At 58.2% G+C, this 16,486-nt stretch carries 11 protein-coding genes and 5 pseudogenes; 3 read left to right on the top strand and 13 right to left on the bottom strand.

Annotation, left to right across the window (positions count from 1 at the left end):
* Positions 1 to 39: 39 nt before the first annotated feature.
* The 5 genes from NKH16_RS24175 to NKH16_RS24155 all read right to left on the bottom strand — a co-directional run bounded on the left by NKH16_RS24175 (position 40) and on the right by NKH16_RS24155 (position 4,887).
* Complete coding sequence (locus tag NKH16_RS24175; protein ID WP_352902147.1) at positions 40 to 1,338, bottom strand: NAD(P)/FAD-dependent oxidoreductase; 1,299 nt, start codon at positions 1,336 to 1,338, stop codon at positions 40 to 42.
* Between the two features lie 58 nt (positions 1,339 to 1,396).
* A complete protein-coding gene (locus NKH16_RS24170; protein ID WP_352902144.1) occupies positions 1,397 to 1,720 on the bottom strand; it encodes a 2Fe-2S iron-sulfur cluster-binding protein in 324 nt (107 codons plus the stop codon).
* 60 nt (positions 1,721 to 1,780) lie between these two features.
* Positions 1,781 to 2,794 carry a sterol desaturase family protein gene (locus NKH16_RS24165; RefSeq protein WP_352902141.1) on the bottom strand — a complete coding sequence of 338 codons (1,014 nt, stop codon included), beginning with the start codon at positions 2,792 to 2,794 and terminating at the stop codon, positions 1,781 to 1,783.
* Between the two features lie 6 nt (positions 2,795 to 2,800).
* Positions 2,801 to 3,649, bottom strand: a complete 849-nt coding sequence (locus NKH16_RS24160) for a 3-methyl-2-oxobutanoate hydroxymethyltransferase (protein ID WP_352902138.1) — start codon at positions 3,647 to 3,649, stop codon at positions 2,801 to 2,803.
* A gap of 311 nt (positions 3,650 to 3,960) precedes the next feature.
* The gene (locus NKH16_RS24155) at positions 3,961 to 4,887 is read right to left on the bottom strand and encodes a LysR substrate-binding domain-containing protein (protein WP_352902136.1); all 927 of its coding nucleotides are present in this window, start codon (positions 4,885 to 4,887) and stop codon (positions 3,961 to 3,963) included.
* 74 nt (positions 4,888 to 4,961) lie between these two features.
* On the opposite strand from NKH16_RS24155, the pseudogene NKH16_RS24150 reads away from it, so the two are divergent.
* Positions 4,962 to 5,295 (top strand): annotated as a pseudogene (locus NKH16_RS24150) (IS66 family transposase); the annotation flags it as partial.
* A 320-nt stretch (positions 5,296 to 5,615) separates the two neighbouring features.
* Here NKH16_RS24150 and NKH16_RS24145 read toward each other — a convergent pair.
* The 3 genes and pseudogenes from NKH16_RS24145 to NKH16_RS24135 all read right to left on the bottom strand — a co-directional run.
* Positions 5,616 to 6,115 (bottom strand): annotated as a pseudogene (locus tag NKH16_RS24145) (transposase); the annotation flags it as partial.
* Between the two features lie 669 nt (positions 6,116 to 6,784).
* Positions 6,785 to 7,883, bottom strand: a pseudogene (locus NKH16_RS24140) (porin).
* Positions 7,884 to 8,193: 310 nt separating this feature from the next.
* Entirely contained in the window at positions 8,194 to 8,595 is a 402-nt protein-coding gene (locus NKH16_RS24135; RefSeq protein ID WP_352902133.1) for a hypothetical protein, read from the bottom strand.
* A gap of 70 nt (positions 8,596 to 8,665) precedes the next feature.
* Between NKH16_RS24135 and NKH16_RS24130 the strand changes: the two are divergent.
* Both NKH16_RS24130 and NKH16_RS24125 read left to right on the top strand, forming a co-directional pair.
* Positions 8,666 to 8,840 (top strand): annotated as a pseudogene (locus NKH16_RS24130) (IS5/IS1182 family transposase); the annotation flags it as partial.
* A gap of 203 nt (positions 8,841 to 9,043) precedes the next feature.
* Positions 9,044 to 10,076, top strand: a pseudogene (locus NKH16_RS24125) (IS110 family RNA-guided transposase).
* A gap of 305 nt (positions 10,077 to 10,381) precedes the next feature.
* On the opposite strand, the gene NKH16_RS24120 reads toward NKH16_RS24125, so the two are convergent.
* The 5 genes from NKH16_RS24120 to NKH16_RS24100 all read right to left on the bottom strand — a co-directional run bounded on the left by NKH16_RS24120 (position 10,382) and on the right by NKH16_RS24100 (position 16,483).
* On the bottom strand, positions 10,382 to 12,538 hold the full coding sequence (locus tag NKH16_RS24120; protein ID WP_352902131.1) for a CocE/NonD family hydrolase: 2,157 nt from the start codon (positions 12,536 to 12,538) through the stop codon (positions 10,382 to 10,384).
* 67 nt (positions 12,539 to 12,605) lie between these two features.
* Positions 12,606 to 13,640 (bottom strand): ABC transporter ATP-binding protein, encoded by a 1,035-nt coding sequence (locus NKH16_RS24115; protein ID WP_352902129.1) that lies wholly within the window; start codon positions 13,638 to 13,640, stop codon positions 12,606 to 12,608.
* Positions 13,637 to 14,653: an ABC transporter ATP-binding protein gene (locus NKH16_RS24110; RefSeq protein WP_352902126.1), complete on the bottom strand. Its 1,017-nt coding sequence runs from the start codon at positions 14,651 to 14,653 to the stop codon at positions 13,637 to 13,639. The genes NKH16_RS24115 and NKH16_RS24110 overlap by 4 nt, the downstream gene beginning before the upstream one ends.
* The gene (locus NKH16_RS24105; protein ID WP_352902124.1) at positions 14,650 to 15,543 is read right to left on the bottom strand and encodes an ABC transporter permease; all 894 of its coding nucleotides are present in this window, start codon (positions 15,541 to 15,543) and stop codon (positions 14,650 to 14,652) included. Before NKH16_RS24105 ends, NKH16_RS24110 begins: the two co-directional genes overlap by 4 nt.
* A 1-nt stretch (position 15,544) precedes the next feature.
* Entirely contained in the window at positions 15,545 to 16,483 is a 939-nt protein-coding gene (locus NKH16_RS24100) for an ABC transporter permease (protein WP_352902122.1), read from the bottom strand.
* Positions 16,484 to 16,486 lie beyond the last annotated feature (3 nt).

The following is a 16,486-nucleotide window of genomic DNA, read 5'->3' as shown; positions in this document are numbered from 1 at the left end:
TTTGAGCGCAAGGAGCCACCTGTTGGAACTGCAAAATTCTCATCTGTCAGGTGAGCTCGTAGGGTGCCCGTTCTTTTGATGCCGACGCGTGAGCCGCTTCAGGTCGCAAACGGTTGCAACTTTGGTTGCCCCTGAGAGAAGAGTTTTGACATCCTTTGAAGTATCCAAGACGTGCTCAGGTGCGACGGTCTGCCCAGCTTCTATGATCCGCTTGCCGACCATATAGGCGCGTGGGTCATTTATTGCATCGACAGCTAGGAGCTGACCCTCCTTATAGTACCAGATCGACCGTGACCGTTCATGATCGACCCTCCGTTCGACGATCTGGTCGTAGCCAGTGTTCAACCCCGCTATCTGCAGTTTGATGTCATACTGATCCGACCAGAACCAAGGCTTCGCCCTATAGTTCTCGGATGCACCAAGCATGTTTCCGGCGACCAGTTCGGCGTGGTCGATCGCGTGGCCAACGCTTTCTAGTCGAATGCGCCTGCCCTCGTAGGGAAAGGACGCGCACTCACCGGCTGACCAAACATTAGGATCCGAAGTGCAGCCCTGGCCGTCGGTTCGAATGCCATTATCGATCTCAAGGCCCGCTTCCTCAGCAATGCTAGTTCTAGGGGCCACCCCAATAGCAACTATGACGAAGTCGACCGGAATCTTCATGCCATTGGAGAGCACTGCGCCGGAGACGCGGCCTCTGCCTGTGAGACGGTCGAGTCCTGTATTTTCGAGGATTTCAACGCCGTGGTTGGAGTGCAAGTTACGGAAATAATCCGACGTTAGCGGGGCGGCAACGCGCTGGAGAATCCGAGGGGCCATTTCAATAAGTGTAATCCCGAGCCCAAGTTTCACCCCGACGGCGGCGGCCTCGAGTCCTAGATACCCGCCTCCGACGATGAGTAACTTCCGGTCAGGCTGGAATTCCGCGGCCATGGCGTCGACATCGGCGAGTGTACGGATGGTATACACGCCTTTCAAAGAGCTCCCTGCAGTCGCCGGCATCTGTCGTGGGCGAGAGCCCGTTGTCAGCGCCAACTTGTAATAAGGGATTGACTGATCGCCCACCCGCACAACCTTGGTTGAACGATTGATCGACGTAACGGGTGCGCCCAGTTTGAGATTGATTTCATTCTCTTTCCAGAACGAGGGCGCGCGAAGGTAGAGGCGCTCTAGGTCCATTTCTCGAAGAAGGTAGCCCTTGGACAGTGGCGGCCGTTGATAGGGTGGCGCGGGCTCCTCGCCAATAAGCGTTACGGGCCCACCGAAACCCAAGGCCCGCATCTTCGCTGCAAGCGATGCTCCGGCTTGCCCGGCGCCGACAATTACAAAGCCGGTCATCACAATTCCCTCCGCAAATCGGACCAACTTTCCCGTGCTTCGACGGTCGTCTGAGAACTCAGGCCTGCTTTTCGGGCATGTGAAGAATTAGTCCTTCCAATGCATCGTTGACCCTAATCTGACAGGTCAGCCGCGAACGGTCCGGATCGGGCTCGTAGGCGAAGTCGAGCATGTCCTGCTCCATCGCCTCCTTAGGGGGAAGCTTTCCCACCCAGTTTGGATCGACATAGACGTGACAGGTTGCGCAAGCACACGCCCCGCCACAATCTGCCTCGATACCTGGGATGCCATTGTCTCGGGCCCCTTCCATGACCGTGGCGCCACGAGGAACATCCACAAGATGCTCCCTGCCGTTATGTTCAACGTAAGTGATCTTGATCATGGCGACCTTCCCGGACATTTATCAGAAACATTATGCAACCAGAAGCGCATGCCTGGCGTATTACTTTTTCCTCATTTCTTTCAAGCGGGCCCGCGTGCGAGCCGTAGCCTCTTCCGTGCCATCATGAAAAGTGCCGAACCATTTATCGCAGGGTACCTCGGGCTCCCCGTAGTTGCACTCAAAGTAACGGTGGTGCAGTTGATGGAAAAAGTCCCCTACCTTCAGTCCAGCATCGCTGTCTTCTCCAGCGGTCACGGTCTCGTAGCCAGCGTGCGAAGTTATGGCGAGAAGTACCTTTTGCTGCAGCTGGAAGATGAAGTGTATGGGATGGGAGGGGATCACCACATGGATCAGAACGGAACTCAGATAGCCGATATGCTCGACTGGGTGCATCGACATGCCCGACCAAGGGCCGACATTTACGTTTCGATGATGCAGAGAATGGACGCGATTATATAGCGGCCCCCAATGCAGCAGGCGATGTATCCAGTAAAAATGGAACACGCCGTAGATTGGTAGAAAGACACACCAAATGATAAACCAGCCAGGGTGATCAGAAAAATTCAAGATTGGTACGTATCCATTAGCGTATACCCACAGGCCAACAACTTCATACGCCGTCCAAATCGTCACCCCGCTGGCAATCGACCAAAAGACGTTGTCCAGGAATTGATTATTGAATGTATAAAGGGAGTTTTTCCTCTGGAATGGACGGGCATCATAACGAAAATGGTTGCCTTGCCTTTTGAATGTGTAGAGATAAAGATGCATCCCTCCTGCCACCAGGACCATCAGCGCAACGTTGCGCAGATAAACGGCCGCGATCCAATTAAAGGCGAAGTTTCGCGCTGTTTCCAATGAAGGTGACAGGTAGAACCATGTCAAAAACGACACGCCGAGAACAAGCAGCCGATCCGATATTGGAAGCCAGGAATTCCACAATAACGTGAGCCCAGCGATCGGACCACCTTTCACGTTAAACAGTGAACGGTCCTGCAGCGGGAGATCCGGGTGATAGTTCCAGGTCGATTTTCCCGGAACGGTCACTTCTGGTTTTGTGCTCTCTAGTGTCATTTCCCGTCATCCTTTGCTTTGCGAGCAGGACGAGCACGTCTCGTCCAGCCGAGCTCGGAAGACTTCAAGCTCATTAGTTTTCAACGAGATGGAGACGTCCTTGTAAGGGAAGGAGCCGTCGCGCACTGCCGACTGAAACGCGTTCAGGGCCTTTGAGCGTTCCAGCTCGATTTGCTGCTGTAGGCGAAGTACATTGCCGTACGCGCGGGCATGCCGTGGCGGATTTGCTGTTTCGCCGCAAATGTCCTCGGAAAAGAGAAATGTCACGTCCCCCCCGGAACCAGAGCCGATTGAGAAGGTAATCAAGCTAGTTCGCTTGTTGATCTCTTCTAGCACCTGCTGAGGGACCAACTCGACCTCGACGGCGAATGCTCCGGCTTCTTCCATAGCGCGAAACTCTTCCGCTAGTTTGACCGCCTCATCCGCAGTTGTACCGTAGGCTCGCAACCCTCCAATCCAGGTGCTGTAAGGCGGTACTAACCCGAGATGGCCCATGACTGGAAAATTGAGACCGGCTAACATCCTGATGGTGGCGAGGCTGCGGGTTGTATATAACGCATCTGCACCCTGATCCATCGCCCGCATTGCGCCTTCAAGAACGTCGTTCTCGGTCGGATGATCGACGAGCATGAGAGCCGCGGTGATGAATGTGTTTGGAGCCGCCTCGCGTACTTCCTTCAACATTTGACTGCGGGTGATGATCGTATCAATCCCGGCGGCGGCAGCCCGCGCTGCCTGTTCGCCATTCATTGCAGTCACTTCGGTTAGCTGCAACTTTCCTTTGTTGGCGCGCAAATCTGCAACGGTCCAATTTCGCTGAGCCGGACGGTGACCGAAAGTGAAGATATTGCGCATTCGTATGTCTTTCTCCGAAGGTGCCGAACCGGCCCCCTTCCTCACTAGGATGTTGCTTAGTGACCGTTGAAGCAAATGAAAGATGACACCCCCTTGCATTCCCTGGAGGAATTCATGGGGTCGATAACGCACGGTCCGGAGCGAATGCTGCTCCGGGTACATTCCTGCTGGCACCCGATGTCCTGCTTGTGGTCGGGAAGATCTCAGTAGCGATTGAACCAATCGGCACGAACTATTACCTGGACGCGAGCTCGGCCCAATTAAGCAGAGACAGTTGCCGATTTAGCAGCCATGAAGGGGCCATCCAGCCCTCACCCCGAGGTCGCCGGGCGGCTAAGTCTCTCGGTTTCAGACGCAATGAAGCCAAAAATATCCCCGCCGTATCGCCGCCAGAGCCATTGCTCAAATGGTTCGATTGCAAAATTGGGACGCCGATTCGCAGGCCAAGCCAGATGGTACTGGTCTTCTGTCTCTACAAACTCTGGAAGCGGTGTCACCAACTGGCCGCTACTCAGCGGGTCGCCCAAAAGACGAAGCCAGCCAAGAGCCACCCCTTGCCCAGCCAAGCAGGCCTGAATTGTATTGTAGTAGTTGTTGAAACCCATTGGCTGGTGGTTCTTTGGGAGTTCCAACGAGAAATGTCTCAGCCATTGGCGCCAGCCAATCCAAGAAGGGTGCTGAGCCTGCATATACAAGAGCTCGCACCTCAACAAATCATCAACGTGCCGCAGGGGTCCCGTTTTATTGATGAACTCGGGACTACAAACCGGAGCCAATATATCTCGAAACAACGGACGGATCTTGAAATCGGAAAAATCCGGTTTGCCAAATGAAAGTACGAGATCTATCTGGCCGGCGGTTTCAATCCCTTGGGGATCCGATGTCACCACAAAGATCTCGCCGCCAGGGAAGCATTCCCGCACCTCCGCGACGCGCGGCAATAGCATAAATGCCGCGTTTGCCGTGGAAGTCGAAAGGACGATCTGTTTTTTAGAGCTTTCTTGCAGGAGATCCTCTAGCGCATCCATCACTTGGGAAGCCGCAAGGCTGTATGCTCTGAGAAGTCTGTGACCAGCCGGGGTCAAGCTGACCGGTTTGTGCGCGCGGACGAAAATTGGCTGACCAAGGCGGCTTTCAAGCTCCCTTATCTGTTTGCTGACGGCGCTTTGGCTCAAGCCGATCTCTTCACCCGCCAGAGTGAAGCTTTGATTTCGGGCGGCTGCTTCGAAGGTCGGCAAGAGCCGTTGAATGTTCCGGTATACCGTTTTCGTTCGCATAGCTTATGTTGGTAGCGAGAACCGGCAGAGATGACAACTACATGCTCAGGCGCTGGGCCGACTTCGCCCGCTTCATCGAGGACGGCAGGATCTGCCTCAGCAACAACGCGGCCGAAAGAGCGTTGCGCGGCGTTGCTCTGGGAAGACGCAACTGGACCTTCGCCGGTTCCCAGCGGGGCGCCGACCGCGCCGCTGTCATGCTTACCCTCATCACCACAGCAGGCCTCAACGACGTCGACCCGAAGCCTGGCTTGCCGACGTCCTGGCCCGCATTGCGGATCTTCCCACCTCGCGTCTGCACGAAGTCTGTCCTGGCAATGGAAGCGCCTGCGCGAAGCCGCTAAGCCCGCCAATCAGCAGGCCATCTGACCTTCACGCAACGCCACTATAGATACCACCCGCGCGCACGCGCGTGCCCGCGCTCGCGAGCGGCTTCGCTGCCGCCGAGCTACACCTGTATGGGGCGATGATTGTCAAGCTTGCTCCTGGTTCGTTTCTCATCTCCTCGTTCTGCCGATTGGCGACCATCTCCTCGTGCCGACCTGGCTTCGAACTGGCCGCCGCGCGCAGTGACGGTCAAGGATGGCCTGCAGCCCATCGCGAAGCGACTTGTCCTTGACGGTCACGAGCACGGGCGGCCGGCTTTGCCGGGTCGGCACCGTTCGGGTGGGGCCAAATGCCGACGACAGCGGGCTGCAATAGTGACCGTCGGCCCGGATCAGGATCCGGATGTTCGGCCAGTTGCTCCGGATCGCCCGCACCAGGCGGCGCAGGTGAGCGCGGATCTCAGCCCCACTTGGCCGCTTGGCCGGTCGCAGGACAGCAGCCACGAACCGGCCGTCGCCATCGAACACAACGATCGGCTGGAAGCCGTACTCGTCGTGATGGGCATTGAAGAGGCGGAGCTGCTGGTTGCCGTGCACGGCGTCAAACGTGTCGTCGAGTCGAGCACGATCCGCTTCGGAATCTGCCGGAAGGAGGCGCAGTAGAGGTCGACCATCGTCCGGCCCATGGCCAGCGAGCGCACATCGGGTAGGTTCTCCAGCCGACACATCGTCGATTGCGACGCCAGATCCCGACCCGAAGGGGGCGCATCCTGGGCCATCTTGAAGACCGGGTCGGAACGCAGCCGGTTGGCGTCGTTGCCATCCTCGTAACCGGCGGCGATCATCTTCATGCGGAAGCCTACCGCGATCGGAGACTCGGCGAGGTCGAGAACATCGTTGAGATGAAGTCTGGTGTTTCGCGGAGCCTCTTAGGGCGCTCGTCCACCGGGGTTCTCCTCCTAGTCCAGGTTCAACGCTTGTCAACTGATCGGTGGCCTTCCAGGCAGGCCGAGCCTAATTCGCTGGCCTTCAGCGTAACTCTCGGCAACGGGCTTGAGCGTCGAATAAATGCCGAGTTATTCTGCCATTTCGACGACCTGGACAATCCATTGGCTGTCAGCATTTTTCAATCGCACGTCATTCGGTTCTCCGGCAACCACCTTCGTCTTCCGTTTCAGCAATCAAGAACGAGGAATGACAGTGGAAGTCCCAAGCCGCTGTACCGCTCTGTAGACAACAACATCCCCCGACGTGATATTCAAATCCAGATTTTCTGACAGCAGTCGTTGCTACACAACGGCAATCGCTTCGATATAGTCAGAATGCTCGACGCTCTAGAATGAAGGGCGCCTTGGTCAAGGGCGCCCTTCGCATCGGCGGCAGGCATCGGTCCCGGAGGTGCGGACCTAGGTACTTTGGAAGGAGCCGCCGATGATCCCCTTTTTTGGCGTCCCGCTTAGCCAACACAGGCTGGACGGACGGGGTCTAGCGCACGCAATCGCGACGGGCGCTATGGTTCAATGCTCGATCCGTCAGAACGAGCGCTGGAAGCGGAGGAAGCCGCCGATCGCACTATCGTCACCGGCCGGAATACCAGTCCAGCTGGAGTTGCCTTCGTTGATGTAGTCGACTTCGGCAGTGATTGTGAGACCCGGAACGATGTCGTAGGCGATATTCGCCGCAACGCCGAAGTTCTTGTCCTCGTCATAGGAGAGCTGGGCATTGAACGAGGTCTTTTCGTTGATGGTGTAGGTGCCACCGCCCCAGATTGCCCAGTTGCCGCCCCACTGCTTGTAGAAGCCACGGCCGCCGGCAGGGATTGCATAGGTCGGATCCGAGAGGTTGTCGTCTGTGCCGTAGCCGACCATAACGAACAGTGCCAGGTTCTGCACCGGGGTCACGTCCAGGCGAACCTTGCCGGCCACTTCTTCATAGTTGCTGTCATAGGCAACGACGCCGGTGATCGCACCCCAGCCCTGCGTGTACTTCACGCCACCGACGACATGCGGAACGTAGCTGTCGATCGTGCCGACCGCGCCAGAGCCTTCTTCGAGGGAGACCACGGCCGAGAAGCCATTGCCGGCGTCGAAATAATACTGCACGACGTTGGTGTCGAAATCGCCATAAGGAACCAGCGTATCGTTGATGACGTTGCCAGCGTAGCCGCTGAACGTGTCGAAGGCCGATTTGTCCTTACCGATTCGCAGGCCACCGAGTTGAATGCAGGCAAAGTTCAGCGTACTGCTGTTACTGCCGTCGGAATAGTTGAAGTTGGTTTGAGTGTAGGTCTTCAGGGTGCCGAGCTCTGTTTCCTGACCCGTCCAGGATCTTCAGCGAGAGGCGGCCCTTCTTGTGCCAGGTGTCGTTGATGCTGCCGTCCTCATGGCCAACAGCACGACGGCCATCGTACGAGCCTTCCTCACCGACCGAAGCATCCTAGCGGACATAGCCACCGATACGGAGGCAGGTTTCGGTGCCAGGGATGTAGAAATATCCGGCGCCATAGACGTCGCAAATCTTGACGTACTCAGCTGGTTCCGGCTCGGCGACAGTAACGGAATCGGCCGCGCGAACGCCGGTGACCGCAGCCAAGGCCGCAGCGGAGCCGAGAAGAAGGCTGTTGATGTTCATTTTGATCTCCACTCAAAGGATTAAAAAAAGGGCCAGGGTGTCATTGCTGAAAGACAGCATCCCTCCCCATCCCCACGATCGAAAAAGATGCGCATTGCGCTGCTTCTTCGCAGTCTTACGCTATCTATCACATTGAATATTCAATATATACAACGCAACGTCCTGAGCTATATCTGAGACCGTTGTGATTATGCCACAAAATGCAATAGATATTGCACGAGCAGTACAAACTATACAAATAAGGCAATCCGGACAACTTTCACGTATTGTAAAATGTGTCGATCGCGGTATGCCGAAGCGCTGTTCCAGATTAGGTTGGCCCTGCAACCCGACCCGCCAAGTCTTCAATTCGCAGGCAATCGCTTTGCAGATCTCGCGCTTTTAGCACTGCGTACCCACGCGCGCCCTCGATTCGAACCGCGAGCGGAGCCGCTTCATCGGCGCTTTCATTGGAACGACCCACTGCTTCGGCTGCGAGCCTGCGAACAACTTGGGACGCCAGGGCGGTCAAATCGTCATGAATGGTTTGTTGGGGCGGTGCAGAAAGTAAATCGGCGGCAGCGGTATTGCCCGTCCCGATGTGCGATGCGATTGAACTGCGTTCCTTCATAACCTCCTCGTGCTGAGCCAGAACGCGCTGGACCTCTTTTGCAACCAAGCTTGAAAGCTCGTCCTGGCGGGGCTCATTTCCAAAATCAAAAAATTTTGTCACGGTGTGGCTCCCCTGCCGCGTAAGAGTCCGCTTGATTCCCTGCGCGATCGAATTTTGATTACGGCTATGTATGTGGAGACAAGAGACGCGAGGCCGGATGGCCCGAATCGGGCGAAAGACGAAACGCTATCCGACCGATCTCACCAGTGAGGAATGGGAGCGAATTGCACGCTGCTGCGGAAGCCGGCCAGGCGGGGCTGAGCGTTGACCTGCGCGAGGTTCTCAACTGGCGCCGCCTCGTGCGCGCACTGCGAACGACGCATCGACGTCTCCGAAACCATGATCCACGCCGCCATGAGCAGTCTCTTGATGCGCAGAATGCATTGAACCAACCAAACAGATGGGGTGATTGGGGTCTTTGCCGAGCCCGGATAAGGGCGGCTGCTCCTGTCGAGATGTGAGAACGAGGTCGATGTTGATTCGCCACAAACATCGGGAAGGAGCAGCCATGAAGTATTTTGCCGGACTGGACGTGTCTTTGGAAGAGACTGCGATCTGCGTGGTCGAGGAGAGCGGCCGGATCGTCAAGGAAATACGTGCGGCGAGCGAGCCGGAGGCGTTGATCAACGCGCTGCGCAAAGTCGGGCTTCCGCTGGAGCGCCTCGGCCTGGAAGCGTGCTCGCTGACGGCATGGCTTCACGACGGATTGCGCGCCGAAGGCCTGCAGGCGATCTGCATCGAGACACGCCAGGCCAATGCGGCCATGAAGACGATGCCGAACAAGACCGATCGCAACGATGCCCGCGCGCTGGCGCAGATCATGCGCACCGGCTGGTTACCGGCAGGTGCATGTCAAGAGCCGGCAATGCCGGTTGTGGCGCGCGCTGCTGGTTGCCCGCCGCACGGTGCTGAACGAGATGCGCAGCATCGAGAATGTTGTGCGCGCCATGCTACGCGAGACCGGCGTCAAGCTCGGTACACCGTCGCGCACCGCCTTTGCTGATCGCGTGCGCGACCTGGCTGGCGCCGAGGTGATGGCAATGGTCGAGCCGCTTCTTGCGATCCTCAGCGTCATGCTGAAGGAGTTCGCCCGCTTGACCAAGCAGGTTCTCCACATCGTCCGCAAGGAGGAAGTGTGTCGGCGGCTGATGAGCGCGCCGGGCGTCGGGCCGATCACTGCGCTCGCCTTCCGCGCCACCGTTGACCGGCCGGAGCGGTTCAGCTCTTCGCGGGCGGTGGGGGCGCATCTAGGGCTGACGCCGGCGCGCTATCAGTCGGGGGAGACCGACGTCCAGGGCAAGGTCAGCCGCTGCGGCGACGAACTCGCCCGCACCGCCCTCTAAGAGGCGGCGCATTCGCTGCTCGTGCGCTCGAAGAAATGGTCGAGCTTGCGCGCCTGGGGCATGAACATCGCCAGACGCCGCGGCATGGCGCGTGCCGGCGTGGCGGTGGCCCGCAAACTGGGCGTCATCCTGCACCGCATGTGGGCCGACGCAACCGAGTTCCGCTTTGGAAAGGAGTCTGCCGCACTGGCACTGTGACCGAGATAGATTAAAGGAGCAAGGAACACGAACAATGCTTTCGCCCGAAAGGGCGATGGCCGGATCGTTCCGTGGGGACGATGGGCGAGGCGATCTCGTTGAGAGTCCTGAACCTGCCGAACCAAGGTTCGCAAGGTCGTGAACCAGATTGAGACGTTTCGCTCTCCTAATCCCATCATGCGGCGGCTCAAGCGCCGACCGCGAAGAGAAGCGAGTGACCCGCGGAACGGTCCGAGAAAAAGTGCAGGAGCACCTTGACCACCACGACCCCAATCAGAGAGGACTCTCAGCACCGACGACGTGGATCAGACAAGCAGACGCGGAATGGTACGATCCCAGGTCTTGGTGAAGACTTCCGCGTCCTTTTCGAAGGCCTTAATCTGACCCACAAACAGAAAGTTCTCCTTCGTCATGCTCAAACGCAGATGGCTCTCCACACGGATGTCCCAGTCACCGCGTCTCATCGTGTCAACATATTGCGCCTCGACTTTGGCGCTTGTCGGATCACGGTCAAGTATTTCCATAACTTCGCTTGTTGTCTGCGATATTTCCGTGCCGATCGCGTCGATCCTGTGACGTCCGCGGTCGATGAGGGTACGTGTCGTAAGTTTGTCGGTTGCGACGTCCCATTCATGGATTCTGGTCGGCGCAGGTGCTTCCTCCAAGACCGTTCGGCCAGAGACGGGTTCGGGCACGAAAGCCTGACCGAAGGGCTTCAGGTTCGCATCCTCGGCGCGCGGCGGTCGCACGGGCAGTTCGAGCTCCGACTGACCGGCATAAACCGTCAGTGTCACCGGCTCCGGCGACGGCCAGAAGGCCGGCCAATAGCTAGCCGACACTGCAATTCGGATACGTCTGCCGGATTTGAAGACATGGGCACAATCCTGCAGCGGAATGCGGATGCGATAACGCTTGCCGGGCTCCAGCGGTTCGGGTAACTCATGACTGTTCCGGTGGGTCAGATTTAGCACCTCATAAGTGACTCGCTTCGACAAGCCGTCGGGCTCGACTTCATTGAGCCTGAGGGCCAGGGCTGCAACCGGCTTGTCGACCGTCAGGTCGAGAGTGACCACCGGCTGGCCCAGAATCTCGAAATTCCCGTCGAGAGGCTCCGAATCGAATGTCAGTGAGCGTCCATCGTCAACTCGCTGATCGGTCGGCGTCTCCCTGTCGATGTCATGCTGATGCCAACGGGGCGCCGTTATTCCCACTGTCTGCAAAGACTTGAGAACACGTGCGGTTTCGGCGCCGGCATTGCTCTCCAGCCCGTCTTTGGTGAGATAGAAATGGCGCGGCGTGACGCGCGGCGACGGCCAAATGTCCTCGGCCGCCCACCGTCCGGGATTCTGGCGCACACCGCGCATTGTCGGCTCTTCCTGCATCCAGACCCGGTACATCGGCTCGGCCACTATGCCGGTGTCAATATCCTTGAGCCAGTAATCCCACCAACGCAACGATTGGGTGAGCCAGTCTATCGCCGGGCCGGGATCGCCCGTGTTTGGGTATTGGTGACCCCAGGGGCCGACGAGCCCCTTGCGAGGGCATTTGAGGTTGGCAAGCATGCGGGCAACTGTGCAACGATAGGGATCCGTCCAACCACCCACGGCGTAGACGGCACATTGAATGGCGCCATAGTCTTCGCTGATTGACCCATGCTTCCAAAACGCATCGCGGTGCTGGTGGGTAAGCCAGTTCACAGGGTAATAGTCTAGGTTATTGAGACGCTGCATCCACATGTCGCGCCAGCGGTCCCCAACGATTGCCGGATCGGGCGAGCGTGCAGGATAAGCGGCCCAACGGACGCCCCAGTCGCACCCGAGCGTCGCATCATTGATCAAACCACCAGTGTAGTGCCCGTCGTCGGTATAGCGGTCGTCGGTAGAGCAAACTGTGATGATCGCCTTGAGCTCAGGTGGACGCCGGGCAGCCACCTGGAGCGCGCTAAAGCCGCCCCAGGAAATCCCGAACATGCCGACCTTGCCGGTACACCAGGGTTGGCTGGCGAGCCACGCGATGATCTCGACCCCGTCGTCCTGCTCCTGTTTGACATATTCGTCCTGCGGCAATCCCTCCGAATCGCCCGATCCTCGAATGTCGGCTCGCACACAGGCATACCCGTGGGATGCCAAATAGGGGTGCATAGTCTCATCGCGAAGCCGCGTCACATCACGCTTGCGGTAGGGGATATACTCCAGGAGCACTGGCACCGGATTTTCCTCGGCATCCTCCGGCAGCCACATGCGGGCCGCAAGCTTCGTGCCATCGGACATCGGAATCCATATGTTCTCGATGTCGCGCACCCGGCGTGGACCTGCTTGCAACCCCGGCTGCGGCGCATGGGCGTCCCTTGTCGTGGTGCTCACGGATGCCCCAGCATTGCTGCCGGTGAGAACCGCCGCGTTCACATCTTGAGGAGCCGTGCGAATTGCCGAGCCACCATCGTTCTTCATTGTAACGGTCATTTAAAATACCTCTCCCTTCAGATCCATACAAACGGTCGCGACGTCGAATAGTGTGAGTCGCACTGCTTCAAGTCGAACTCACAACGGCCGATCCGTGCGCCGATTTTTCAGCTGCCATGCGCCCCAGGGGGGAATGGCATCTGAAGGTGTGCTCCGTATCATCTGGGCTCGTTGATGGTTCAGGGAAGACGCGGCCGCAGATGTCCTGCGCGTACCGACAACGGGTGTGGAACTCACAGCCGGATGGCCGCTTCATCAGGCTCGGCACCTCACCCTTGAGCTCGATCCTATTGAGCACCGCATCCGGATCAGGCTCGGGATTGGCCGCAAGCAGCGCCTCGGTGTAGGGATGACGCGGGTATTCAAAGATACGCTCGGTCGAGCCGACCTCAATAAAGCGGCCTAGATACATGATCGCCATACGATCGGTCATGTGACGCACCACGTTAAGATTGTGAGTGATGATCAGGATGGCCATCCCGAGTTCGTCTTGCAGCCGCGCGAGAAGATTGAGCACCTCGCCTTGCACCGAAACGTCGAGGCCTGCGGTCGGCTCATCGGCAATAAGTAGGTCTGGATTCAGCGCAAGAGCACGCGCGATACCAACGCGCCTAGCCTGACCTCCGGAAAGCTGATGGGGATAGCGGCGAGCAAAATCCGCCGGCAGGCCCACTATCCCAAGCAGGCGCTCGGCTTCGCCGCCAGCATCGCGACGTTTTAACCCATGGATGCGTAAGGGCTCGGATAGCAGCGATCGAACGGTTAGCCTGGGCGAAAGTGATCCGACGGGATCCTGAAACATCATCGCCATGCGCCGCAAGTACGGCTGGCGTTCGGCCCCGCTGAGTTCCTCAATTTCGCGTCCATCGAAGCTGATGCTGCCGCTCACAGCCCGCTGCAAGCCGATGATCGTGCGCGCGATGGTGGATTTGCCTGAGCCACTTTCACCGACAAGGGCGAGTGTCTCGCCCTTGTCGATTTCAAAGGAGACACCGCAGACTGCGTCGATGAAAGGCGCCATCGTCCCCGTCGCGAGCGCCTTCAGCGGACCCATGGTGCGGAAGCGGACGCGGAGGTCCTGGACGCGAAGTAGCGCAGTCATGCCGACACCAGCCGCTTTCCACCGAGGAGGTGGCATCGGGCGACTTGGTCCACACCGATGCGGTACTCGATCGGGTTCTCTTGCACACAGCGATTGAATTCCTGTCGGCAGCGTGTGCGAAAAATACATCCCACCTTGCTGCCGAGGAGACTGGGCACTTCGCCGGGAATGGTCGGCAAAGTGCGCGTGCTTTTTTTGATCCGTCCGGGATCGCACTCAAGCAGCGCGCGCGTGTAGGGGTGGGCAGGATTGTGAAAGATGTCCCTTACGGCCCCCTGCTCCACTACTTCGCCCGCATACATGACGGCGACCCGGTCGCACAACTCAGCCACCGCTCCGAGGTGGTGGGAGACGAAGAGAATCGAGCACCCGATTTCCTGTTGCAGCTCCTTGAGCAAATGAATGATTTGCACTTCCAGGGTTGCGTCAAGCGCAGTGGTTGGCTCGTCGGCGACGAGGAGCGCTGGTTTCACGAGCAGCGCCATGGCAATGCAAACGCGCTGACGCATTCCGCCAGAGAAGTGATGCGGATAGGCGCCGATACGGCTTTTGGGATCGGGAATTCCGACCCGGTGAAGCATCTCGAGGGCACGAGCGCGCTTTTCGCTCCGGCTTCCCTGTTCGTGGTGCTGAATATCGATCATCTGGCTCTCGATAGTCCGCACGGGATTGAGTGCGGTCATCGGGTCTTGAAAAATCATGGAGAGACGATCGCCAAGCAGGCTCCGACGCGCCTGAGCAGGCATTTTGAGCAGGTCTCTACCTTCGAACAGGATGCTGCCGGCTGTGACATCCGCGTTTTCAGAAAGGAGGCCCATCACCGTATAGGCGAGCGTCGACTTCCCGGATCCGCTTTCGCCGACTATGCCAACCACCTGTGCGGCTGGCACGTCGAGAGAAACGTTACGCAGGGCATGGACGCGCCCACGCGATGTGCCGAAATCGACATTTAGGTCACGGATCTCAAGAAGCGGCCGGGCGGACGTTTGCTGTTTCGGATCCTCGCGTCTCATAAATCTTTCCGCAATTTTGGATCGAATATGTCGCGCAGCGCCTCGCCCAGGAACGTGAAGCCAAGCGTTGCCAGGACGAGGGGAATGCCGCCGGCAATGACCGGCCAAGGTGTCTGGTTGATGTAGCTATAACCATCGTTGAGGATAGCTCCCCAATCGGGCGTTGGTGGTCGCACGCCCATGCCGAGAAAGCTGAGACCGGCCTCTACGGCGATGACGGCCGGTACGTCCATGCTCACTAGAATGAGAAGCGGGCCGAGGACATTGGGCACTATGTGCACGGCGAGAATGCGTGTCGTGCCGGCGCCCATACTACGCTCTGCGGCTATGTACTCACTGCTACGCAGCGCTTCTGTCTGGGTGCGCACGACACGCGCGTAAATGGGCATGGACGTTATTGCGATGACTAGAATGACACTCGCCAGGCTTGGTCCCAGAAGCGCGATCATGGCCAGCGCAAAAATGATACTTGGAAACGACCTGATCGTATCGAAGAAAAGCAGGAGCAAATTGTCGAGCCAACGCGGACCGAAGCCCGCGATCAAACCAAGGACCAGGCCGACTGCCAATGAACTGCCGAGAGAGGCGAAAGCAACGAGGAGCGGGATGCGGCCCCCCATGACGGTGCGAGAAAACGTGTCGCGGCCCAGTTGGTCCGTACCCAGTAGAAAATCCAGTGAAGGCGCGGCCAGACGCGGCCCGACCATGATCCGGGTCGGATCGTGCGTGACAATCAGCGGAGCGAAGATCGTGCTCGCGAACACGAGCACGACGAGCACGGCTCCAAGCACGCCCAGACGGTTCTTGCGCAATTGCCGCAGGAAGCTGCGAAAGGCGCCGATATCCATGGCCTCGTGGGCTTCTGGGGAGATGGCTTGAACGCCTACCATGTCAGAGCTTTTCCCGGGTTCGCGGATCGAGGAATGCGTTGACAAGATCCGAGAGCGTCGTAGCGGCAACGATAAGGAACGTGGTGACGAGGACGACGCCCATCACAATCGGATAGTTGCGCGTATTGACCGCGTTCACAATCAACGAGCCGACGCCAGGTCTCGCAAAGACCACCTCGATAAAGACAGCGGACGAAAGCAGCCACGCGATGCCTACCCCGAGTATGGTCACGGTCGGCAGGATCGCGAGCGGCAGCGCGTAACGCGCAACGATGCGCCATTCCGAGATCCCGAAGGAGCGAGCCATGCGTATGTGGTTTTCACCTAGAATCTCGAGCATGGATGCGCGCACCAATCGGGAAATGTAGCCGACCCAGCCTATCCCTATGGCAAATGCTGGGAGGATGAGATAGATAAGTGGATCCCAGAATCCATTGCCGGCTCCGATCGCTGGCAACCAGCGCAGAGTCACGGCAAAAATCAACAGCGCATAGACTGCCATGACGAAGGACGGAATGGCGATCGTGGCGACCGCCACGACCCCAACGACCTGGTCGATCACGGAGTTGCGCCGCATCGCCGAGTAGCAGCCGAGCGGCACTGCTATCACGACTGCCCAGAAGATCGAGACCAGGATGAGTTCGATCGTATAGGGCAGTTGCTCGAAGACGATGTCGGCAACAGGCCTCTGGCTGAACACGTCAAAGCCGAGATTGCCATGAAGCAGCCCGCCGAAGAACGTGACGATCTGCAGAACGAGCGGCTTATCCAGCCCCATCTGCTGATGCAGCAGCGCTTTCATCTCTGGCGTCGCCCGTGGGCCAAGAAGAGCCGCAGCGGGATCGCCAGGCACTAATCTGATCATAAGGAACAGTAGCGTCACCGCGATTGCAATGATTGCAATCGCGAGGGCTATCCGTTTGAGGAAATAGAGCCACATTGC

The organism is Mesorhizobium sp. M1307, from assembly GCF_040318155.1.
Classification (GTDB): domain Bacteria; phylum Pseudomonadota; class Alphaproteobacteria; order Rhizobiales; family Rhizobiaceae; genus Mesorhizobium.
Note: the sequence above shows the minus strand (reverse complement) of the source record. Positions and strands in the feature narration are given on the sequence as shown.